At 64.7% G+C, this 22296-nt stretch carries 23 protein-coding genes; 8 read left to right on the forward strand and 15 right to left on the reverse strand.

What is annotated here, in order from left to right; translation table 11 throughout:
* The first annotated feature begins 124 nt into the window (after positions 1 to 124).
* Positions 125 to 1006: a LysR family transcriptional regulator gene (locus tag CF161_RS19385; protein ID WP_020298297.1), complete on the forward strand. Its 882-nt coding sequence runs from the start codon at positions 125 to 127 to the stop codon at positions 1004 to 1006.
* A 175-nt stretch (positions 1007 to 1181) separates the two neighbouring features.
* Positions 1182 to 1829: a hypothetical protein gene (locus tag CF161_RS19390; protein ID WP_020298298.1), complete on the forward strand. Its 648-nt coding sequence runs from the start codon at positions 1182 to 1184 to the stop codon at positions 1827 to 1829.
* Between the two features lie 153 nt (positions 1830 to 1982).
* Here the strand turns inward: CF161_RS19390 and CF161_RS19395 are convergent, their stop codons facing one another.
* Complete coding sequence (locus CF161_RS19395) at positions 1983 to 2603, reverse strand: LysE family translocator (protein ID WP_020298299.1); 621 nt, start codon at positions 2601 to 2603, stop codon at positions 1983 to 1985.
* Between the two features lie 326 nt (positions 2604 to 2929).
* On the opposite strand from CF161_RS19395, the gene CF161_RS19400 reads away from it, so the two are divergent.
* Positions 2930 to 3406, forward strand: a complete 477-nt coding sequence (locus CF161_RS19400) for a GAF domain-containing protein (protein ID WP_043229874.1) — start codon at positions 2930 to 2932, stop codon at positions 3404 to 3406.
* 168 nt (positions 3407 to 3574) lie between these two features.
* A complete protein-coding gene (locus CF161_RS19405; protein WP_020298301.1) occupies positions 3575 to 4195 on the forward strand; it encodes a LysE family translocator in 621 nt (206 codons plus the stop codon).
* 21 nt (positions 4196 to 4216) lie between these two features.
* Here CF161_RS19405 and CF161_RS19410 read toward each other — a convergent pair whose 3' ends face one another.
* Complete coding sequence (locus CF161_RS19410; protein ID WP_020298302.1) at positions 4217 to 5113, reverse strand: DMT family transporter; 897 nt, start codon at positions 5111 to 5113, stop codon at positions 4217 to 4219.
* 128 nt (positions 5114 to 5241) lie between these two features.
* On the opposite strand from CF161_RS19410, the gene CF161_RS19415 reads away from it, so the two are divergent.
* Together CF161_RS19415 and CF161_RS19420 are read left to right on the forward strand one after the other, a co-directional pair.
* Positions 5242 to 6573 (forward strand): PLP-dependent aminotransferase family protein, encoded by a 1332-nt coding sequence (locus tag CF161_RS19415; RefSeq protein ID WP_020298303.1) that lies wholly within the window; start codon positions 5242 to 5244, stop codon positions 6571 to 6573.
* A gap of 84 nt (positions 6574 to 6657) precedes the next feature.
* Entirely contained in the window at positions 6658 to 7857 is a 1200-nt protein-coding gene (locus CF161_RS19420; protein ID WP_020298304.1) for a PrpF domain-containing protein, read from the forward strand.
* A 14-nt stretch (positions 7858 to 7871) separates the two neighbouring features.
* Here the strand turns inward: CF161_RS19420 and CF161_RS19425 are convergent, their stop codons facing one another.
* The 6 genes from CF161_RS19425 to CF161_RS19450 all read right to left on the reverse strand — a co-directional run bounded on the left by CF161_RS19425 (position 7872) and on the right by CF161_RS19450 (position 12613).
* Positions 7872 to 8321 (reverse strand): hypothetical protein, encoded by a 450-nt coding sequence (locus CF161_RS19425; RefSeq protein WP_020298305.1) that lies wholly within the window; start codon positions 8319 to 8321, stop codon positions 7872 to 7874.
* Between the two features lie 30 nt (positions 8322 to 8351).
* Positions 8352 to 8678, reverse strand: coding sequence for a low molecular weight protein tyrosine phosphatase family protein (locus tag CF161_RS19430; protein WP_020298306.1), 327 nt, complete (start codon positions 8676 to 8678; stop codon positions 8352 to 8354).
* 128 nt (positions 8679 to 8806) lie between these two features.
* Positions 8807 to 9586, reverse strand: a complete 780-nt coding sequence (locus CF161_RS19435; protein WP_020298307.1) for a DUF4272 domain-containing protein — start codon at positions 9584 to 9586, stop codon at positions 8807 to 8809.
* A gap of 39 nt (positions 9587 to 9625) precedes the next feature.
* Complete coding sequence (locus tag CF161_RS19440) at positions 9626 to 9913, reverse strand: barstar family protein (protein WP_020298308.1); 288 nt, start codon at positions 9911 to 9913, stop codon at positions 9626 to 9628.
* Positions 9914 to 9959: 46 nt separating this feature from the next.
* Positions 9960 to 10559 (reverse strand): helix-turn-helix domain-containing protein, encoded by a 600-nt coding sequence (locus tag CF161_RS19445; RefSeq protein ID WP_177326791.1) that lies wholly within the window; start codon positions 10557 to 10559, stop codon positions 9960 to 9962.
* Between the two features lie 92 nt (positions 10560 to 10651).
* Positions 10652 to 12613 (reverse strand): FAD-dependent oxidoreductase, encoded by a 1962-nt coding sequence (locus tag CF161_RS19450; protein ID WP_020298310.1) that lies wholly within the window; start codon positions 12611 to 12613, stop codon positions 10652 to 10654.
* Positions 12614 to 12827: 214 nt separating this feature from the next.
* Here CF161_RS19450 and CF161_RS19455 point away from each other — a divergent pair, with 214 nt between their 5' ends.
* Complete coding sequence (locus CF161_RS19455; protein ID WP_020298311.1) at positions 12828 to 13877, forward strand: ABC transporter substrate-binding protein; 1050 nt, start codon at positions 12828 to 12830, stop codon at positions 13875 to 13877.
* A gap of 75 nt (positions 13878 to 13952) precedes the next feature.
* Positions 13953 to 14750: a class II aldolase/adducin family protein gene (locus tag CF161_RS19460; RefSeq protein WP_043229876.1), complete on the forward strand. Its 798-nt coding sequence runs from the start codon at positions 13953 to 13955 to the stop codon at positions 14748 to 14750.
* A gap of 112 nt (positions 14751 to 14862) precedes the next feature.
* Here CF161_RS19460 and CF161_RS19465 read toward each other — a convergent pair whose 3' ends face one another.
* From CF161_RS19465 to CF161_RS19495, 7 genes are all read right to left on the reverse strand, one after another.
* Complete coding sequence (locus CF161_RS19465) at positions 14863 to 15657, reverse strand: hypothetical protein (RefSeq protein ID WP_020298313.1); 795 nt, start codon at positions 15655 to 15657, stop codon at positions 14863 to 14865.
* Between the two features lie 166 nt (positions 15658 to 15823).
* On the reverse strand, positions 15824 to 16177 hold the full coding sequence (locus CF161_RS19470; protein ID WP_020298314.1) for a DUF2493 domain-containing protein: 354 nt from the start codon (positions 16175 to 16177) through the stop codon (positions 15824 to 15826).
* Positions 16165 to 17868, reverse strand: coding sequence for a Na/Pi cotransporter family protein (locus tag CF161_RS19475; protein WP_020298315.1), 1704 nt, complete (start codon positions 17866 to 17868; stop codon positions 16165 to 16167). Before CF161_RS19475 ends, CF161_RS19470 begins: the two co-directional genes overlap by 13 nt.
* A gap of 28 nt (positions 17869 to 17896) precedes the next feature.
* Positions 17897 to 18103 (reverse strand): hypothetical protein, encoded by a 207-nt coding sequence (locus CF161_RS19480; RefSeq protein WP_020298316.1) that lies wholly within the window; start codon positions 18101 to 18103, stop codon positions 17897 to 17899.
* 83 nt (positions 18104 to 18186) lie between these two features.
* Positions 18187 to 20904: a magnesium-translocating P-type ATPase gene (mgtA, locus tag CF161_RS19485; RefSeq protein ID WP_020298317.1), complete on the reverse strand. Its 2718-nt coding sequence runs from the start codon at positions 20902 to 20904 to the stop codon at positions 18187 to 18189.
* A 285-nt stretch (positions 20905 to 21189) separates the two neighbouring features.
* Positions 21190 to 21480, reverse strand: coding sequence for a hypothetical protein (locus CF161_RS19490; protein ID WP_043229864.1), 291 nt, complete (start codon positions 21478 to 21480; stop codon positions 21190 to 21192).
* Positions 21481 to 21893: 413 nt separating this feature from the next.
* A complete protein-coding gene (locus CF161_RS19495; protein WP_020298319.1) occupies positions 21894 to 22250 on the reverse strand; it encodes a hypothetical protein in 357 nt (118 codons plus the stop codon).
* Between the last annotated feature and the right edge of the window lie 46 nt (positions 22251 to 22296).

The raw sequence follows: 22296 nt of genomic DNA on the forward strand, positions 1-22296 counted from the left end.
TGTTTATTCAATGGGTTGCGCTGTGGTGTGAAGGGTCTCAGCGACAACCTGTGCTCAGATTAATCTGATGCCTAAATGTGAAAAAGCCGCTATAAAGCGTTTGACTGTCAACCGAGGCGTGACAATGAACCCGTTTGAAGACATGCGTATTTTTTGCCAGGTGATGGACTCCGGCAGCTTCACCGCCGCGGCCGACAAGTTGGGGCTGTCCAAGCAGTTCGTCAGTCGCCGCCTGATGCAGCTCGAGGAGCGCCTGGGGGTGCGCCTGCTCAACCGCTCCACGCGGCGCCTCGACGTCACGCCCCTGGGCCAGAGCTACTACGAGTCGGCGCTGCGCCTGCTGGGCGAGGTCGAGGAGGTGGAGCAGGGCATTGCCGGGCAGAACAGCGAACCGCGCGGCACCCTGCGCCTGAGTGCGCCGCTGTCGTTCGCCCTGGCGCACCTGGGGTGCCTGTTGCCGTTGTTTTTGCAGCGCTACCCCCAGGTGTCGGTGGAGGTCGACCTCAGTGACCGTCCGGTGGACCTGCTCAGCGAAGGTTATGACCTGGTGCTGCGCATCGGCGTGCTTGAAGACTCGACCCTGATCGCGCGCCGCATCGCCACCATCAAGCGCGTCTACTGCGCCAGCCCGGGCTACCTGGCCAGCCGTGGCGTGCCGCAACACCCCGAGCAACTCAGCGGCCACGATTGCCTGCCCTATGGTCACGGGCGCCAGGTGCAGTGGCGCTTCCAGGTCAAGGGCAAGGCCATGAACATCAACGTCGGCGGGCGTATGCGGGTCAACAATGGCGAGTTGCTCAAGGACGCCGCCGTCGCCGACCTGGGCATCACCTACCTGCCGACCTTTATCGTCGGCCAGGCGCTGCAGGATGGGCGCCTGGTGCGGGTGCTGGAAGACTTCGAGCCCGAGCCCCTGACCTTGTCGGCGGTCTACCCCCAGCATCGCCAGGGTTCGCGCCCGGTGCAGGCCCTGATCGAGTTCCTGCGCGAACAGCTGATGGATTGAGCGCGCCCCAGCACCGGGGCAAAGTGCCACGTGCGCATGGCGGCGCCCGCGCAAGTGGTTTATATTCCGCGCCGCTCACCCCCGGGCGTTTTTTTCGCCTGGGGCGCGGAGTCTCCATTCCCAAGGATTCGGGTGCGCAACGGACCCGTTTCGTTCTGACAAAGAAAGGAAATCAATGTCTTCTCAACTTCTGCGTGCCGCGTTCGTCCTGAGTGCTGTCGCCATTTCTTCCCAGGCCAGCGCTGCCCCTGATTTCGCCGCGTGCTTCAGCCTCAAGCCCGGTGTTTCCTTCGGCGCCGAACGCACCACGGTCAGCATCGAAAAAGCCAAGTTCATGGGTCAGGACGCGATTGCGGTGACCCAGTCCGAAGGGGGCGTCAGCTCTGCTAGTTTCTACGACGCCAGCGGCCGCAAATTGCTGGGCAACGTGCGTTACGGGATCTCCGCCATGGGCGGCGACGCCAAGGCGCCGCTGATGACCGAGTCCTACAGCAAGGCACCGGAGTTCCCGGGCAAGGCGGCGCCGGGCGCCAAGTTCAAGCTCAGCGGCAGCGGCAAGCTGGAAAACCATGCCGACGAGACCAGCACCCCGCTGGAGTACGAAGGGTTCAGCGACTACACCTTTGTCGGCTTCGAAGACCTGGCGACCAAGATCGACTACAAGGACCGCACCTTCAGCAACACCTGCCACCTGAGCGCAGAGTTCGAAGGCGGGCGCATGGAAGCGTGGTACGCCCCGGGTTTTGGTCGGGTCAAGTTCGAGCGCTACTCGGGTGATTCGCTGCTGATGGCCGAAGAAATCGACTCGGTGATCCAGGAGTAAACCCCTGCGCCGCCCCACGCCTTGCGGCGTCGGGCGGCGTTGCACCTGGGCTTAGCGCAGCACCAGCGACTGGTGCGTCGCGGCGCGGCCCGGGCCCCATCCCCCACGGCGATCACTACCGAGCCGAACGCCGGCCGGGCGTGAGGCCATTGCTCAGCGTTTGCTGAAGGCCAGGCGCGCGGCGAACAACAGAAACAGCGTGCCGGTGGTGCGATCCATCCAGCGCATCACCCGCGCTCGTTGCAGGAAGGTACTCAGCGGGCGGGTGGCGCCGATCAACAGCAGCGACCAGGCCAACCCCAGCACCACATGGATGGCCACCAGGCCGAAGGTCCACGGCACCAGTGGGCTGCCCTGCGGGATGAATTGCGGCAGGAACGACACATAAAAAATGCCGATCTTGGGGTTGAGCACATTGCCCAGCAGGCCCTTGAAAAACCAGTTGGCGCCGCGCTGGCCCGCGGTTTTGGCCGCTCCCATCGCGCTGCGTGGCGCCAGCAGCATATTCAGCCCGAGCCAGCACAGATAAGCCGCGCCGCAGTACTTGAGGGCGGTGTAGGCCAGTTCGGAAACCATGATCAGCGCGCCCAGGCCAAACGCCACCGCCGCGCCCCACAGCAGGCAGCCGGCGTTGATCCCGAGGGCCGCCTGAATCGCCTGGCGCTTGCCTTCGACCGTGGCCGTGCGCAGCACCAGGGCGGTGTCGAGCCCGGGGGTGATCGTCAGGAGCGTGGCGGCCAGGGTGAAGGCCAGAAGGCTGTCGGCAAGGGTCATGGCAAGGTTCCGCGGCAGGATGTGCCGGGCAGATTAGCACCTGGCCCGCCTGAACCTTTTCTCTCGGCTGCTTTCTATCCCAAATCACCGCTCCCCGGGGCGCTCGGGATCCTGCATGCAGTGCGTGTCATTCGTCGCAGCAGGCTCAAGCCGAGAGTGCCGTTGCCGATCATTTCATAGCCCTGGCCTGCCACGCCCAGAGCGGTTCGGCGCAACCCGCAAGCGGCCGATGGCAGCCGCAGGCTGTTCAGCGGGTGCGCCACGGCGTCCATGCCGGTGGCGTGAGGGGGAGGGTGGTTTATCAATCATTGTCAGGAGTGTGGGTTATAAAAAATCTTACCGCTGAAGAACGGGCTGCGATTGCTGAAATCGAAGTCACCTCAAATATCCTGAGGCTGACCACCCGTTTGACCCGTATGCGATTCGCCGCTATTTCCAAGATGACCGACACCCATTGGGTCGCCTGCGCGGTGCATGACGAATTGCAGTTCGGCGTGAATGTGGGCGATGAGCTGTTGATCGAGGCCACCCTGTGTAATCAACTGCGCCTGGCTCGCAAGCCGATCGTGATCGAACACGCCAGCCTCGACCCGGTGTTCTCGGAACACCCGCTGCCCAAGCACCATGGTTTTGAAAGCTACATCTCGCTGCCGATCGTTTTTGCCGACGGCACGGTGTTCGGCACCTTATGCGCCCTCGATGCCTTGCCTCGAAAACTGGAAAACCCGGAGACCCTGGAGTTGCTGAGTATCTTCACCCGACTGATCGGCACCACCCTGGATCTGCAGCGTAAAACGGCTTGAGGCGCGGATGGGCAAAACCCACGGGGCGGGCAACGAAACCCTGAATCAGTGAGGGAGTGGGGGACGATGGAAGGGGGGCGTGCACCGGCGCTTGCATCGCGCCCGGATGCTCTTTAAGTTTTCCGGTCCTGACTAAAAACTGTCACCCCACCTGCATTTGGAGCTCCCATGAACCTGGCCACCCTGGCGCTGTTTCTCCCGGCCTGCTTCGCCCTGAATATGGCCCCCGGGCCGAATAACCTGCTGTCGGTCAGAAACGCCACGACCTACGGCTTTCGCACGTCGTGCCTGGCCGGCGTGGGTCGGCTGCTGGCGTTTTCGCTGATGATCGCCCTGGCGTCGGCCGGGCTGGCGGTGGTGCTGCAAGCCTCGGAGCTGCTGTTCTACGGGATCAAGATCCTCGGTGCGGGCTACCTGTTGTACCTGGCGTATCAGTTGTGGCGCGCCGATACCCGGGTCGAGGCCCAGAGCAACACCGCGCCCCTGGGGTTGCTGGCCCTGGCGCGGCAGGAGTTTCTGGTGGCGATTGGCAATCCCAAGGCGATCCTGATCTTCACTGCGTTTCTGCCGCAGTTCGTCGACCCGGCTGCGCCGATCTCCCCACAGTTTCTGGTGCTGGGCGGGTTGTTCCTGCTGCTGGAGTGGATCGCCATCAGCGGCTACGCCTTTATGGGGCTGTATATGCGGCGCTGGTTTGCCCAGCCCGCGGGCAAGCGAATCTTCAATCGCTGCTGCGCCGCCTTGTTGTCGGCGGCGGCCTCGGTGCTGTTGCTGGCGCGCCGCGCCTGATTCTCGAGGAGGTGCGCCGGGCTAGCGGGAAAACCGCTTGGCCCCGGCCACGCAGGCGATCACCGCCACGGTGACCCCGAGCATGCCCAGGCTGACCTGTTCGTGGAGCAGGGTGGCGGCCAGCGCCAGGCCGAAGAAGGGTTGCAGCAACTGCAACTGGCCGACGGCGGCAATGCCACCCTGGGCCAGGCCGCGATACCAGAACACGAACCCGATCAGCATGCTGAACAGCGACACATAGCCCAGGCTCAGCCAGGCCGGCAGGCTGATGCCGGCAAATCGGGCCGGGGCCAGCAGCCAGGCGCCGCCGGCCATGACCGGCAAGGCCAGCACCAGCGCCCAGCAGATCACCTGCCAGCCACCCAGGCTGCGCGACAGGCGGGCCCCTTCGGCGTAACCCAGGCCACAGATCAGCACCGCCAACAGCATCAGGATGTCGCCTTCAGGGGCGGCGCTCAGGCCCTGGGACAGGGCGAACCCCATCACCAGCGCGCTGCCCAGGACCGAGAACAGCCAGAACACCGGGCGCGGCCGTTCGCCGCCGCGCAACACGCCGAACACCGCCGTCGCCAGGGGCAGCATGCCGAGAAACACGATGGAGTGGGCGGAGGTCACATATTGCAGGGCCAGGGCGGTCAATAGCGGAAAGCCCACCACCACGCCGATGGCGACTATTAACAGCGGCAGTACCTGGCTGCGGGCAGGGCGCGGCTGCTTGAACGCGAGCAGCATGCACAGCGCCAGAAGGCCGGCGATGGTGGCCCGGGCGACGGTCAGAAACACCGGGTCGAACTCCAGCACCGCGACCCGGGTCGCGGGCAGCGAGCCGCTGAAAATAATCACGCCGATCAATCCGTTGAGCCAGCCGCTGGAGGTTTTTTCCAGGGGCGGGTGGGTCGGGTTCGATGTCTGTTCCATCAGGGTCACACTCGATTGCAGGGAGGGAAAGGCCAGGGCCAGGATTACAGTGGCGAGGCGGGTGGCATGAAGCGCATGCTATGACCCGCTCTCGATACAATCAAAAAATTGTCATGGATACATTGCTCATGCCTCGCGCCCGCTATAAAGCCCTGGTTGATAGCTTCGCCGCCGATATTCGTGGCGGGCGCCTGGCGCCCGGCACGCGCCTGCCGACCCACCGCCAACTGGCGGCCGAACACCGGCTGGCCCTGGTCACCGCCAGCCGGGTCTACGCCGAGCTGGAGGCCATGGGCCTGGTCAGCGGCGAAACCGGGCGCGGCACCTTTGTCCGGGAAACCGCGCTGCCACCGGGGCAGGGTATCGACCAGCCGGATGCAGTGGCGGGCATGCTCGACCTCAATTTCAACTACCCCTCGGTGCCCGGGCAGGCCGACCTGCTGCGCACGGCCCTGCGTCAGTTGGCGTTGTCCGGTGACCTGGAGTCCCTGCTGCGCTACCAGCCCCATGCCGGGCGTTTGCATGAGCGGGCCTGCGTGGCGCGCCACCTGTTGAGCCGAGGGCTGCAGGTGCAGGCCGAGCAGGTGCTGATCGTCAGCGGCGCCCAGCACGGCCTGGCGGTGGCGCTGATGGCGTTGCTGCAACCGGGGGATGTGATCGCCGCCGATGCACTGACTTACTCGGGGTTCAAGGTGCTGGCCGAATCCCTGCACCTTGAAGTGTTGCCGATCCCCGCCACGGCCCAGGGACCGGACCTCGATGCCCTCGACCAACTGTGCCGCCAGCGCTCGGTGCGGGCGGTCTACACCATGCCGACCCTGCACAACCCCCTGGGCTGGGTGATGGCGCTGGAACAGCGCCGGCACCTGGTGGCGATTGCGCGCGAGCATGGGCTGTCGATCATCGAGGATGGGGCCTATGCATTTCTGGCCGCCGAGGCGCCGCCGCCGATCGCCGCCCTGGCGCCGGAAAGAACGTTGTATGTGTCCGGGTTTTCCAAGAATGTCGCCACCGGCCTGCGGGTTGGTTTTATCGCCGCGCCCCTGCCGCAGGTGCCGGCGCTGGAACGCAGTATCAGGGCCACCACCTGGAACACCGCCGGGATGCTGACGGCGATTGCCTGTGCCTGGATCGACGATGGCACGGTCGCCCGCCTGGAAGCGCAAAAGCGCGCCGACGCCGAGGCCCGCCAGGCCCTGGCCGACCAGGTGCTGGCGGGGTTGCCGGTGGTGCGCCACCCGTCTTCGTACTTTTTGTGGCTGCCCCTGGCCGAAGAGGTCCGCGCGGATCAGGTCGCCATGGAATTGCTGCGTGAGCAGGTGTCGGTGTCCACCGCCGAACCGTTCGCCACCTCGGCCCATGTTCCCCACGCGCTGCGCCTGGCCTTGGGCTCGCTGGAGATGGGGGGGCTGCGCGAGGCCTTGCTCAAGGTGCGGCGGGTGGTGGGCGTCTATTCGTGAGCGGTGCCGATCCAGGGCTGGTCAAAGGCCGGGCAACGGCTTTAGGCTTTGCCCCCTGACTTCGCCCATCGCCCCGAGCCGACCATGAACACAGACCCGCAGCGCTGCACGCTTGACGCCGGCATTCTTCAGTTTCCGGTGTTTCACATGCGCGGCGGCACCTCGACCGGGTTGGTCCTGGCCCGGGAAGCCGTGCCCGAAGACGAAGCGCTGCTGGAGGAGTTGCTGCGCCACCTGATGGGCGTGCCGCTGGCCGGTGAATGGCCGGGCAACACCCAGATCACCGGGCTGGGCCGTGGCATTCCGACCAGCAACAAGGTGTTTATCGTCGAGCGCAGGCCCGGCGAGACGCGCATGACCAGCACCCTGGCGCAGCTGGCGGCCGGCAAGAGCCACATCGACTGGAGCGTCAACTGCGGCAATATGTCGGCCGCCTTGCCGCTCTATGCCCTGGCCCGGGGCTGGCTGGCGCCGGAGGAGCCGACGGCGCAGATCGAAATCTTCAATACCAACACCCGGACCACGCTCTATGCGCGCCTAGGGTTTGCCAATGGCCGCCTGCTCAGCGACACCCGCATCCCGGGGGTCAACGGGGTGTTTCCCGGGGTCGATCTGTTTCTGCACGACCCGGTGGGGGCCAAGACCGGGGCGTTGTTTCCCAGCGGCCAGCGCCGCGACAGGCTCAATGGCATTGCCGCGACCTGCATCGATGTCGCGGTGCCGATGATCATCGTCAACGCCGCCGATCTGGGCAAAAGCGGCTATGAAACGCCGGCGCAACTGGATGCCGATCCGGTGTTCAAGGCGGCCCTGAGCGATCTGCTGGTCGAAGGCGGCCAGCGCATGCAACTGCGCAATCGCAGCGGCGCCCTGATGAGCGCCGATGAACTGCGGCGCAGCGAGACCCTGCCAAAAATCTGCATCGTCAGCCCGGCGCAGGCCGGCGGCCACATCAATACCCGCTACTTCACCCCGCAAAGCGCCCATCCGTCCCTGGCGGTTTCCGGTGGCTGCTGCCTGGCGGCGGCGTGCCTGATCGAGGGCACGGTGGCCCATGACGTGCTCAGCGCGCCCCAGGCCCTGGGCGCCAGCGTGGGTGAATTCCCGCTGTCGATCGAAAACCCTGCCGGCGTGCTCGACACCCTGATCACCGCACGCCTGGACGGCGAGCAGGTGCTGATCGACGCCGCGGCCTATCGGCGCAGCGCCCAGGTGCTGTTGCGCGGCAAGATGGCGCTGTACAACGCCTCGGCGGCCTTGAGCGAGGCCTTGCTGGCGCGCTGACGCCGCTCAGCGGTTCACGCCACAACCGGGTAGCGCGCGATCAGTCCCTGCACCCTGGCTTGCAGCACCTCGGGCCTGTTGGTGGCCAGCGGCACTTGCAACGACACGCCCTCCAGGCGTTGCTCGTCGCTGGCCCAGGGCGGCGCGGCCTCGTGGGATAACACCAGCTCCAGGGCCGGGTGCGGCCCGGGGTTGAAGTGAAACGTCAGGCACGGCTCGGTGAAGTAGCAGGACTGGCTGACCGGCGCGCCGGGATCCAGGGCCCCCAGCCAACGCTCCAGTTTCAGCAGTTCCTGGGTGGTCAGGCAGGGGTCGACAAAGCTCCAGCTGCCGCGCGGGTCTTGGATCCGGCCGCGAACCTGCAGCCAGTTGGCATCCAGGCGATCCGTGTGCCCGGGGAACTGATAGTTCTCGATCTCCAGCAGCACATGGCAGGTCGGCAGGTCGAACAGTTCCAGGGCCATAGCGGGTCGATCCTTGAGTGACGGTGGGGGTCAGTCTGGCAAAAACTGCGGCACCTGCTTGCGCAGGATCTCGATCAATTCCGGGGCCATGAACTCGAAATCATCGGGGATGTTCAGGCAGATGATCTTTTTGTCCCGCAGGTGCGGCTTGAACTTGCTCGACAGTTTGCTGCGATGCCGGGGTTCCATGACCAGGATCAGGTCGGCCCACTCCAGAAGCTCCGGGCACACCGGCACCTGGGCATCGTGGTTGATCCCGGCCGAGGCAGTCTCGACCCCCGGCCAATCGGCGAACACCTGCTCGGCAGTGGGGCTGCGCAGGCGGTTCTGACTGCAGATAAACAACACATTGACCATCCGATGGCTCCTTGAAAAAAACAGGGGGGGCGTCAGGCCGATCCGTTGGCAGCCAGCGCTTCAGGTGTGGCGAGGGCGCTGGCTGTTGCTGGGCTGGGCTGGCCTGCGCAGCGCAGGCGGTTTTCCTGTCAGGTATCGGTATTGACGTCGTCCCATTCCTGGCCCATGTAGCCCATCAACCAGTTGAACGCGTAGTGGCGTTCATAGGTCACGCTGGCGTCGAGGCCGGCCGGGGGCGCGGTGTTTTTCATGCGGGCTTCGACCACGTTCCAGTCATAGCGGTAGGTGCGGTCGGTCTGGTCGAGGACTTCTTGCAGCGGGCGCGGCTTGGCGTCGGCGATGAATTCCTCGGGGGTGCGCTTGAGCATGATGGCCGCGGCGCGGTTGACGTCGCAGACGTTCTGCGGCTTGTCCAGGGTGTCGACATAGCCCAGGGCCCAGAGCAGGACCCAGGCCGATTCGTAGCGCCAGGAGAACTTGATGCGCTGCTCTTCGGAGGGCTGGGGGTTGGCGATAAACAGGCTTTCTTCCGGGGTAAAGCGCGAGGTCAGGTTGTAGCCCTCGACCAGTTTGTCCACCGTCGGCTGCTCCAGGCCGCTGCCCTTGGCCGCGACCACCAGCAAGGCCATGGCGCGGTAGGCGACGGCGTCGGTGCTGCGTGGGTGGGCATTGGCTTGGGTGGCGATTGCCGGCAGGCCCGCCGGCAGCGGCACGCCCTCGGCGCGCAGCAGGGCTTCGGAGCGCTCCTTGCGGGCGCTGCCCTCGGCCGAGACCTGCTGGTCCATGGCGTGGATCTGCTGCTTGCGCTCTTCGAAGGACTTGGTCTGGGCCTGGGCCAGCGAACCGTGGAGGGTGGCCGCGACCAGCAGCAGGCCAGCCAGGGTGTTGTTGAGGGAGATAAAGGCCATTCGGGGGATCTTCTTCCTTGTTGGGGTAAAGGGTGTGGCTTAGCGGTAAAGGGTGTGGCAGGCCTGTTCGGGGTAGAGCTGCCTGAGTCGCTCCAGGCACTCCTGAATCATCCGCGCCTCGCGGGGCAGGCGTTCGGCGAACCCCGGCCAGTGCTCAAAAACCAGTTGCTCGGGCATCTCCACCAGGGCGCTGATGGCGTCCCAGAAGGCGTCCCAGTTGCAGCCGTACCAATGCGGGAAACCCAGGGCATCGCGCAGCAGGCCATGCAACTGTGGTGCGTCCTGGATGGTGGCCAGGTCGATCTGGAGCGAGGGCAGGCGGCTCATGGGGCGCTGTGCCGAATCAAAGGGTGCATGAAGGATGACCTGAAAACTAAAAGGTTGGGGGGGTGATGACCCACAGCACCAGGGCATCGACCTCGCCCGGGTTGCCGTAGCGATGGGGCTCCTGGCTGGAAAAACTGAAGCTGTCGCCCTCGTTGAGCTGGAAGTGCCGTTCACCGACCCACAGCTCAAAGCTGCCGGCCAGCAGGTAGCCGGCTTCTTCGCCTTCGTGGCTGTAGCTGAGCTGGCTGTAGGTGCCCGGCGGAAACCGCGAATGCAGGAACTCCAGCTGCCTTGTCGGCTGCGGGGTCAGCAACTGGTCGACGATGCCGTTTTCGTAATGCACGCTCATGCGGTTTTGCCGGCGCACCACGTAGCCCTGGTCTTCAGGCGCGGTATTGGTTTCGCTGGCGAAAAACCACTGGATGGTCACGCCCAGGCTGCGGGCAATGTTGAACAGCGCCGGAATCGACGGATACGCCAGGTTGCGTTCCAACTGGCTGATGTAACCCGCGGTCAGCTCGCTGTTTTGCGCCAGCTCGGCCAGGGTCATGCCGCGGCGTTTGCGCAGGCCGCGGATCCGTGTGCCGAGAAACTGCGGGCCCGCCGCGTTGCCGTCGGGCGGGGGCGCGCTGGTGGCCGGCGGCATCTTGCTGCTGTTGCTCATGGCGTGCTCCGAACCGTGGAGGTGGGCGCGCCGGGGCGCCCGATCCTGGAAAAGGTGCGGAGTATAAAACAGCCTTACAGCTCCCAGGCGACTTTCAAGCCTTCGTAGATCGCTTCTTCGGCGGTGCGCGGCGCCAGGCAGTCGCCGATCCGGCGAAACTCCACCAGCCCCTGCAGCTCGTCGCCCAGGGTGTCGACCACTTGGTGGCCCTGGCACAGCACCAGGCTGTCGATGTTTTCCAGGAGCATGGGTTCGCCGCTGGCGGTGTGTTGCAGGTACACCGTGTTGTCGTCGCAGCCGTACAGGCGCGCGTAGGGAATGATCGGGATGGCCAGGCGATGCAGCTCGCCGGCCAGTTGGTCGCGCACGTAGAGCGGCAGGTTTTCCCCGCAGTGGGTGCCGTTGACCGCCAGTTGCACCTGATGCCCGGCGCGCACCAGGCGTTCGGCGATGCCGGGGCCGATCCAGTCGCAGCGCCAGTCCACCACCACCACCGAACGCCCCAGTTGCACCTCGTCGCGCAGCACCTGCCAGGCATCCACCACTTGCAGGTCGCCGCCGCGCTCGAAGGCCGGCCAATAGGGCTCGGCGCCGGTGGCGATGATCACCAGGTCCGGGCGCTCGCGTTCCACCAGCGCCCGGTCGACCCGGGTATTGCGCACCACCCGCACCCCGGCCAGTTGCATCTCGCGTTGCAGGTTGGTGCTGGCGCCACCGAACTCGCTGCGCCGTGGCAGCAATTGCGCCAGCAGCACCTGGCCACCCAGTTGCGCACTGGCCTCGTAGAGCGTGACCGCATGCCCCCGTTGCGCAGCCACCGCGGCGGCCTTCATCCCGGCCGGGCCGCCGCCGGCAACCATGATCCGCTTGGGCCGGGCGCTGCTGTGCAAGGTGCCGAATTGCAGCTCGCGCCCGGTTTCCGGGTGCTGGATGCAGGAGATCGGCAAGCCTTTGTGGAAGTGGCCGATGCAGGCCTGGTTGCAGGCGATGCAGGCGCGCACATCTTCGGCGCGCCCGCTGTCGGTCTTGTTGGGCATTTGCGGGTCGCAGATCAGCGCCCGGGTCATGCCGCACACGTCGGCCTGGCCACGGGCCAGGATCAGTTCGGCTTCCTGGGGCTGGTTGATGCGCCCGGTGACGAACAGCGGAATCTGCAAGCTGGCCTTGAAGGTCCCGGCCTCCCGGGCCAGGTACGCGGCCTCGATCGCCATCGGCGGCACGATATGCACCGCGCCGCCCAGGGACGCCGAGGTGCCGGCGACGATGTGCACGTAATCCAGCTCGTGCTGCAGGGCTTGCACCGCGGCCAGGGAATCGTCCTCGCTCAGGCCCTCGGGGTCGCGCTCATCGGCGCTGATGCGCAGGCCGATGATGAACTGCTCGTCGGTGCTGGCGCGGATCGCGGCGATCACCTCGCGGACAAATCGCAGGCGCTGCTCCAGGTCGCCGTTGTAGCCATCGCTGCGTTGGTTGACCCGGGGGTTGATGAATTGCGCCGGCAGGTAGCCATGGCTGGCGACCACCTCCACGCCATCCAGCCCGGCCTGGTGCAGGCGCCGGGCGGCGCTGGCGTAACCGCGGATGATTTCGTCGATCATCCCCTGGTCCAGGGCCCGGGGCATGACCCGGAACCGTTCATTGGGCACCGCCGAGGCCGAGTAGGCCACGGCCAGCAGGCCATCGCTGGACTCCATGATTTCGCGCCCCGGGTGGAAGATCTGCGACAGCACCAGGGTGCCGTGGGCGTGGCAGGTGTCGGCCAGGCGCCGGTAGCCGTCGATGCAGGCGTCATCGGTGGCCATCAGCACGTGGGAGGTGTAGCGCGCACTGTCATGGACCCCGGCCACCTGCAGCACGATCAGCCCGACGCCGCCCTCGGCCCGCGCCCGGTGGTAGGCGATCAACTGCTCGTTGACCAGGTTGTCGGTGGGCATGGAGGTGTCGTGGCCGCTGGACATGATGCGGTTCTTCAGGCGTTTGCCACGGATCTGCAACGGCTCGAACAGGTGCGTGAAAGCGGAGGACGGCGTCGACATGGGAAAGCTCCAGGCGGGCCGAAGGCGCGAAGGCGGGCATTCGGCATTTTTATTATTGGCCTATAGAAATTTACCCTCAGTAAAAAATCAACTTGTTTTTTTACTTGCGGTTGCAGTAGCTTCGTTTTGTGCCCGCTCCTGGGGCCCCCCTCACAACAATAAAAAAGGACCCTGGCGGCGATGACCCAAGGGGGACCTGCACGAGGAACCAATGATGAAATCGAACACGCGCAAACAGGGCCTTTATCCGTTGTTCCTGCTGCTGGCCGCCGGCCTGGGCAGCGCTCAGGCAGCACCGGACATGGTGGTGGTCGGGTACGGCGGAGCCGGACAAAAAGCCCAGGACGTGGCGATCTTCCAGCCCTTCAGCAAGGCCGACGGCAGCAAGCTGATCCAGAGCGAATACAACGGCGAGATGGCGCGGATCAAAGTCATGGTCGACACCGGCAGCGTCGACTGGGACGTGGTGCAGATCGAAGGCCCGGATCTGATGCGCGGCTGCGAGGAGGGCATGTACGAGCGCCTTGACTGGAAGGCCCTGGGGCATGCCGAGCAGTTGATTCCCGATGCCGCGCAAGACTGTGGTTCTGCGGCCCTGGTCTGGAGCGTGGCGATTGCCTATGACCGCCAGAAGCTGGCCCAGGCGCCGACCTCCTGGGCGGATTTCTGGGACGTGAAAAAAATCCCCGGCAAGCGTGGCCTGCGCAAACGCGCGGTGTACAACCTGGAGTTCGCGCTGATGGCGGACGGGGTCAAGGTCGAGGACGTGTACAAGGTCCTGGCCACCCCCGCCGGTGTCGACCGCGCGTTCGCCAAGCTGGGTGAACTCAAGCCGTACATCCAGTGGTGGGAAGCCGGCGCGCAACCGGCGCAATGGTTGAGCGCCGGCGACGTGGTGATGACCTCGACCTACAGCGGCCGGATCGCCTCGGCGGCCCAGGGTGGCAGCCCCCTGGCGCTGGTCTGGCCGGGCAGCCTGTATGGCATGGATTACTGGGCGATCATCAAGGGCTCGCGGCATGTCGACCAGGCCAAGCGTTTTATCGCCTTCGCCAACCAGCCTGAGGTGCAGGTCAATTACGTGCAGCAGATCCCCTATGGGCCGACCAATACCCAGGCTGCGGCGCAGCTCGATCCGAAGCTGGCGCAATGGGTGCCGACCTCGGCGCAGAACCTGACGGGAGCGTTGTCGATGAACGTCGAGTTCTGGGTCGATCATGGCGAGGAGCTCGAAGAGCGCTTCAACGCCTGGGCCAGCAAGTAGTGGCGGGGCGGGCTGGACGTCGGTTGGCGTCCAGCCCTATTGTTCGCGCAGCCGATCAGCCTGGAGCACCTGATGATGAACACCCTTGCACCGCCGCCTGGCGCCGCCGCTCTTGGGCGCAGCGCTACTGAACAGCAGTTGCGTGAAGAACTGGCCGCCTGTTACCGGTTGATTGCGCACTTTCGCATGACCGACCTGATCTTTACCCATATCTCGGTGCGCCTGCCGGGGCCGGAACACCATTTTCTGATCAACCCCTATGGCCTGATGTTCGACGAAATCACCGCGTCGAACCTGGTCAAGATCGGCCTCGACGGGCGTGCGGTGGAGGCCTCGCCCTACCCGGTGAACCCGGCGGGGTTCGTGATTCACAGTGCGATCCACGGCGCCCGCGAGGATGCCCAGTGCGTGCTGCACACCCACACCCGCTCCGGTTGCGCGGTGGCGGCGCTCAAGTGTGGCTTGCTGCCGGTGAACCAGATTTCCATGGAGTTTTACGGGCGCGTGGCCTATCACGATTACGAAGGCGTGGCCCTGGACATGGGCGAGCAGCAACGGCTGGTGGCCGACCTGGGGGACAAACCGGTGCTGATGCTGCGCAACCATGGTCTGTTGACCGTGGGCGAAAGCGTCAGCCAGGCGTTCCTGCGCATGTATTACCTGGAGAAAGCCTGCGAAATCCAGCTCGCGGCCCAGGCTGCGGGAGAGCTGGTGCTGCCACCGGCGGATGTGTGCGAATACACCGAACGCCAGTTCAACGACCCGGCAAGGCCCCTGGAAGAGGGCGAGCTCAACGACCCCGACGCCATGCAACTGGCCTGGTCCGCCCTGCTGCGCCTCCTCGACCGCACCGCCCCCGATTACCGCCAGTAACCGTGTAACCACCGCAGGCTGCGCTGGCCCTGTAAAACGCCGTATTTCTCCCGGGTGGATTACGGCGCCCATGAGGGCCAGCGCAGCCTCGTACCTCGGCAGCGGCTACGGGTTAGAAGCGCAGGGTGGCGCCGGTGCTTAGCCAGCGGTCGCGGGTCTGGTTGAGGTTTTGCCCGAGCACGAGGTCGAGGTCGATGCGTTGACCGACATGCAGCCTGGGCCCGGCTTGCCAGGCGTTATCGCCGCCGCGCTGGCCGTAGCGTTCGGCGATCAGGGTCAGGCTCTCGGCCAGGTCGTACTCCAGTCCTGTACCCCAGGTCCAACGGTGATTGCGCTGGCCATCATCGTAGGTATGGCTCCAGCCGGCGTTGAGGTTCAGGCGCAGGGCGTGGATCGGCGAGTAGGTCAGGGGCAGGTTGAAGTCGGCGCCGTCAAAGGCGTGGCTGCGGTTCAGGGCCACGTGCGCCGAGGTGGCCAGGGCCAGTTGCAGGCCGAGGTCTTCACGGTCCCACAGTTGCGCCTTGAGCTGCGGGCTCAGTTGCGTCTCGGAAGCGCCGTCTTCCCGGCCGTGTTGCACTTCGACTCCCAGTTGGGCCCACGGCAGGGCCTGGAAGGTGCAGGCCGGCGACAGCACGGTCTGCTGGCTGGAATGGTCATGCCGATTGCTCTGGTGCCAGAGGTCGACGTTGCATTCCCCCGGGGCGTTGATCCCGCCATCGTCAACCACATAGGCGCCGCCTGCCGCACGGGCGGTGGAGAACAGGGACAGCAGCACGATCAACACCAGGATCAGGCTGATGAACTGCAGGTTGCGCCGCAGCATCCGTACCCGGGAGGGCGGCAGGTTGTTGCTGATGGAAGTGAATGGGCCCGGGTTGGGGGCGCTATTACGTTTGGGCTTGAGCATGGAGGAACTCCGGCAGGGTCGGGGCGATGCGCCCTGCGTGCTGGCACGCAGGGGACGTTCGAAGGGGGACGCAGGTGGTGAACGAATCAAGGCCCGCAAAGAGGGCGCAGCGTCTGTTGGGTTCTTCGGTCATGAGGACGACTCGTTGTGGGTGGAAAGGGGTGGGTTATTGCCGGTCAGTGACCGACAGGGTCTGAATGCCCTGGGCCTTGGCCCGGGCCAGCAGCTCTTCGGTGTCCTCGCCGCCGGGCAGGGCAATCACCAGGTCGGGGCGGCTGTCCTTGAGCATGAAGGCATTGCGCAGGCGCTCGGCGTGCTTGCCGTGGAGCTGCCAGTTGGGCGGATAACGCACGATGTCGGCCCCGACTTCCCGGGCCCAGTCTTCGATTTCCGCCCCCAGGAACTGGCTGCCGCCGTGAATCAGGACTCGCACTTCGTGCATGCGCTGGAAGGCTTCCAGCACCCGCCGGCACAGGTGGATGTCGGTGCAGTGGCGCCCGGCGCAGATCAGGATGCGCATTGCTCTGGTTCCTTGCGGTCAATGGTGTCGGGAGCGTCGGCCAGGCCGTCACCGACCAGGCCGCCGTTGATGTCGCGTTCCCCAGCGCGTTCCAGGGCCGGGTAGGCCAGGGCGGCGATGTGGTGATGCACGCGGCGGTAGTCGCGCAGCAGGCGCTGGAAAATATCGCCGGACTCGGCCCAGGCGCTCTTGTCTTCGCGCAAGGTCCGAAAGTGCTCGCGGCTGGCCATGGCTTCGAGCCTTCTCACCACTTCCTTGCGGTTGACCAGTTGGTGTGCGGTGGGCAGGTCTTCGCGCAGGAACACGGTCACCGCCAGGCTCAGGCTTTCGAGGACTTCGCGGTGCAACGGGTACAGGGTGCCGAGTTCGAAGGCCGAGAAGTGCTCGCCCCGACGCAGGCGCCGCGCCGCCAATTGCGCGAGGCTGGTGGAGAGGATGTCGCCGGCGTGTTCCAGGTTGATCACGAACATCAGGATCTCCTGGGAACGGTCGGCATCCTGGTCGCTGATGCCTTCCTTGCCGATATCCGCCAGGTAGGCGCGGATCGCCGCGCTGAGCAGGTCCAGGGACTGGTCGATGCGCCGCACTTCATCGGCATTGGCCTGCTCCGAGGTGCGCAGCAGTTGCAGCACCCGGCTGAGCATGCTCGACAGCATGTCGGCCATGCGCAGGGCTTCGCGGGCGGCGTTGGCCAGGCCGATGTTGGCCACTTCCAGGCCGGATTCGTCCAGGTACAGCGGCATCCCGGGGTCCACCACCCGCTCGGGCTCCGGCAGCAGCCGGGTGAGCAGGGCGGCGAGGGGGGCGGTGAGGCCGATGAACAGCAGGGCCAGCACCAGGCTGAAGGCACTGTGCACACCCACCACCAGCAGCGCCGGCGGCAGTTGGCCGAGGAGCTGGGGCTGGGCCAGCAACGGCACCCAGGGCAACAGCATCAGCACCCCGCTCAGGCGCACCAGAAAATTGCCCAGGGGCAGGCGCCGGGCGACGCTGGAGCCGGCGTTGACCAGCGAAGGCAGCGCGCCGCCGATGTTCACCCCCAGCACCAGGGCCATGCTGGTGGATGGCGAAAGCAGGCCGGCGCCGGCCAGGGACGCAATCAGCAGCACCACCGCGACGCTGGAGTGGCAGACCCAGGCCAGCACCGTGGCCACCAGCAGCGCCAGCAGCAGTTCGCCGTCCAGGCTGCGCATCAGCAGTTGGAAAATCGCCGAGCCTTCGACGTCGCCCAGGGTGGCGCCGAGCATGCGCAGGGCCAGCAGCATCAGGCCCAGGCCAATCAGGGCGCAGCCCAGGCTTTCGAAGCGTGAGTCGTCCCGCAGGCGGAACACGATAAAGCCGACCAGCAACACCAGCGGGGTGACGATCGAGATATCGAAACTCAGCAGTTGCACCACCAGGGTCGAGCCGATATTGGCGCCCAGCATCACTGCCAGCGCCGGCGCCAGGCTCAAGGTCCCGGCGGCCGTAAAGGAGGTGGCCATCAGACTGACGGCGGTGCTGCTCTGCAGCACCCCGGTGATGCCGATGCCACAGGCCAGGGCCATCCAGCGGTTAGTCAGGTTTTGCCCCAGCCACTGGCGCAACTGCGTGCCGAAACCGCGTAGCAGGGCCGAGGAAATCATATGGGTGCCCCACAGCAACAGGGCGATGGAACCAGCGAGATTGATTAGCAGAGTAGTTCCCGACATGAGGACTCTCCTTGAACTGTTTCATTGTCTAGCGGGCCGCAACCCGGATTGAGGTGCGGTTGATGGCGCTGCTGAACGCCAGGAGAAATCGGACTTCAACCGCGCTCAACCAGCCCCTGGCATAGAGCCGGACGCTGAGGGCGGTGAGGAGCCTGGCGCTGTTCGACAGGCCGATCACCAGCACTGCACGCAGTGCCCGATCAAGCGGTTGCCACAGGTATTGGATCAGTCGCATCGTCGTTCTCCCCAGGTGTCGGGAGGAGCCATTACCGATTCAGGGTGGCCGCCAAACCGGCCGGCCACCCTGGTCTCAGGTGCTTAGAACCACTGCTTGAAGCGGCGGATGTAGATGGTCTTCATGGTCTGGGCCACGACGCAGTAGCAGAGCAGGGTGCCGACCAGCCACGGGAAGTATTCCCACGGCAGCGGTACCAGGCCGACCATCGCGCCCAGCGGCGAGAACGGTACGTAGATCCCCAGCGCCATCACCAGGCCGGTGGCCAGCATTACCGGCAACGCGGCGGTGCTCTGGATGAACGGGATCTTGCGGGTCCGCAGCATGTGCACCACCAGGGTCTGCGAAAGCAGGCCTTCGATGAACCAGCCGGACTGGAACAGAGCGGCCATTTCCACGCTGTTGGCGGCGAACACGAACCACATCAGGGCGAAGGTGGAGATGTCGAAGATCGACGAGGTCGGCCCGATCCACAGCATGAAACGGCCAATGTTGTTGGCGTCCCACTTGCGCGGCTTGCTCAGGTATTCCTTGTCCATCTTGTCCCACGGCAGGGCCAGCTGGGAGAAGTCGTACATCAGGTTCTGCAACAGCAGGTGGATCGCCAGCATCGGCAGGAACGGGATGAAGGCACTGGCCACCAGCACCGAGAACACGTTGCCGAAGTTGGAGCTGGCGGTCATGTTCAGGTACTTCATGATGTTGCCGAAGGTCTCGCGACCCTTGATCACCCCTTCCTCCAGCACCATCAGGCTCTTTTCCAGGAGGATGATGTCTGCCGATTCCTTGGCGATGTCGGTGCCGCTGTCCACCGAGATACCGACGTCGGCATCGCGCAGCGCCGGGGCATCGTTGATGCCGTCGCCGAGGAAGCCCACGGTGTGGCCGTTGGCCTGCAGGGCCTTGAGCACCCGGGATTTCTGCAACGGGGTGAGCTTGGCGAAGACCGTGCGCTCTTCCACCAGGCGGCTGAGGGACACGTCATCCATTTGCTCGATGTCGCGACCCAGCACCGGCACGCCGACTTCCAGGCCGACTTCGCGGCAGATCTTGGCCGTGACGATCGGGTTGTCGCCGGTCAGGACTTTGACCACCACGCCGTTTTCACGCAGGGCGGCAATGGCCGGGCCCGCGGTTTCCTTGGGCGGATCGAGGAAGGTCAGCAGGCCTTCGATAACCAGCTCGCGTTCGTCGCCAGCGTTGTACTGGGTACGAATCTCGCCGGGTGCCAGGTCGCGGGTGCCCACCAGCAGCACGCGGAAACCGTCGCGGTTGTATTCCTCGGCCTGCTCCAGCAGTGCGGCGCGGCGCTCGGCGGTGAGTTCGATGACCTTGCCATCCTGGCGGACCTGGGTGGCGGTTTCGAGCATTTCCTCGACCGCGCCCTTGCACACCATCAGGTGATGGCCGGTGTCGTCCGCGAGGATCACCGAGAGGCGGCGACGGACGAAGTCAAACGGCAGTTCGTCGACCTTGGTCCAGGCCTGGGGCGGGCTGAACTTGGGGTTTTCTTCGGCGAAGCGCACCACGGCGCGGTCCATCAGGTTTTTCATGCCGCTCTGGTGGTAGCTGTTGAGCCAGGCCAGTTGCAGCACCTGGTCGCAGCGCCCGCCAGTGATATCGACGTGGCGTTCGAGGATGATCCGGTCCTGGGTCAGGGTGCCGGTCTTGTCGGTGCAGAGCACGTCCATGGCGCCGAAGTTCTGGATCGCGTTGAGGCGCTTGACCACCACCTTGCGCTTGGCCATGGCGGCGGCGCCCTTGGCCAGGTTGGCGCTGACGATCATCGGCAGCATTTCCGGGGTCAGGCCGACGGCCACTGCCAGGGCGAACATGAACGCTTCGCTCCAGTCACCCTTGGTGAAGCCGTTGATCAGCAGCACGATTGGCACCATCACCAACATGAAGCGGATCAGCAGCCAGCTGACGCTGTTCACCCCACGGTCGAACGCAGTCTGGCTGCGGGTGCCGACAATGGAACGGGCCAGGGAACCGAAGTAGGTGCGCGAGCCGGTGGCCACCACCACGGCCGTGGCGGTGCCGCTGACCACGTTGGTGCCCATGAAGCAAATGTTCGGCAGGTCGAGCAGGTCCTGCTGGTCGGCGGCGACGCTGTTGGCGGACTTTTCCTGGACCGCGCCCAGGGTGTCGTACTTCTCCACCGGCAAGGCTTCGCCGGTCAGCACAGCCTGGCTGATAAACAGGTCACGGGATTCGATCAGGCGGATATCGGCCGGGATCATGTCGCCCGCCGACAGGCGCACGATGTCGCCCACCACCAGGTCGCGCATCGGCACTTCGCGCAGTTCGGCCTGCATGCCCATCTGCTCGCGCCGCAGGACTGCGGCGGTGGTCCGCACCATGGCCTTGAGGGCCTCGGCGGCCTTGGCCGAACGGTGTTCCTGCCAGAAACGCATCAGGCCGCTGGCCAGGACCATGACCAGGACAATGATCACCCCGGTGAGGTCGGTTTCTTCGCCGTCTTGCAGCGGCAGCCAGAAGTCAGTGATGAAGCTGATGCCGGTCAGGGTCATCAGCACATAGATGAAGGGGTTGTTGAAGGCCTGGAGCAGTTGCACCAGGGCGTGGGGCGGGTGGTCGTGGGCCACTTCGTTGAAGCCGTCCCGGTGCAGGCGGCCCTCGGCGTCGAGTTCGGTCAGGCCATTGGTGTTGGATTTGACGTTGCCCAGGGTTACGTCAAGGCTGTTCTGGGCTTCCCGGGCCGCCCGCATCGACAGCTTGTTTTCGTCGCTGGACGCGTTGCCGTTCTGGGCCTTGGGTTTTTTTACTGCTGTAGTCATTGCGTGTGCTCCCGCCGCAGTCTTGCGGCACGACACACAAACAACTCACCTGATTAAAGACGAGCGAAAGTATGTCGAGCCGCAAGTAAGCGATCGATTCAGGTAGTTGCGTTTTATTGGTTTTAACGTTCGCTGCATACTCCGTGACAATAGAGATACAGCGAACCTACTACTGGCCTCTTCCATAACAGGCTCCAATTGATTTCATTTAAAGCGGGCAACAGTAAGTTGCCGAATTCCTTATATAAGGAAAACGCTCGGGAAGAACACGGAAGTGTCTTCGGGTCAGTGGAAAGTGCGGGTTCCGAGGTACAGGCTGTAGATCATCCCGGCCTGCTGGAACAGCTGCGCGAGACTCCGACTCTGTGGGTCCTGGCTGTCATCGGCACACCAGCGTTGCTGGAGCTGACCGGTGGCTGGGCAGACGCGCCAATTGGACCGCAGGTGGGCCTGGGCAAGGGCGCAGGGGGTGGCGAAGGGCGAGCGTGCCGCGATGCTGCGCTCACGGCACAGCTTGACGCGCATCGTCGAAGCAAAGGCGCGTACGCCTGGCATTACTGTGGATTTGAAGTTCATAACATTACCTCACGACCGGACTGGCTCCGGTGGAGGCAAGTTACGATGGAGCATCAAGCTCTAGCGCAGCTCACCCGACCGAAGAGTCGAGTCCCGTCATTGCCTGGGTTAGTGCCTGGTTCTGCGCAGAGGCAGCGGCCAGACAGGGTCTAGATACTGTGTCCATTGGCTTCTTTAGTGAGTTGAAAAATGGCCGGTGTTGCCGGCCCGCGCAATTTACTGGCGAGGGGGGGGTGAAGTCAACATTAAAACCACCCGGATGAGTGTATTAATTGGCCTCAGACAGGAAATGTACAGGAAGTCGGCTAATTTATGGCAGTGTGATATTTATTGCCGTAGTTCATTGCGTCGTTATTGCAAGTCAGTGCTCAGGGCATATAGCCGTGAGCACTGTTGTCATTAATGAAGGGGTATTAGGGGGCGGACAGTTGCCGGGATATATCCCGATAAGTCTGACTGTCGGTGGCGGCCAATAATTGCCGACCGTCATTGAAGGTGCCGAGAAACGTCACTTCGGTCTGGGTGCCCGCCATCAGGTAACCGGCAATCGCGCCCACCGGCCCCAGGAGCATGGCCCCGGCGATGCCGAAGCTCAGTGCATCCTTGTTGGCGACGGAATCCTGGGTGGCGATTTCCAGGGTCTTGAAGGCCGAGGCCTTGAGCACCACGCCGGGGGAGGTATTGAAGGCGGTCTTCAACCTGAAGCTGCCGTTGCGGTACTCGCCATCACCTTGCAGGAAGTCACCTGCGAGAACTTGGATCGTTGCCATGTCGAATCATCCTTATCCAAACATTGCGGGACTCAGCATCAGGCAC

This window comes from Pseudomonas sp. CF161 (genome assembly GCF_000416215.1).
In the GTDB taxonomy this organism is placed as follows: domain Bacteria; phylum Pseudomonadota; class Gammaproteobacteria; order Pseudomonadales; family Pseudomonadaceae; genus Aquipseudomonas.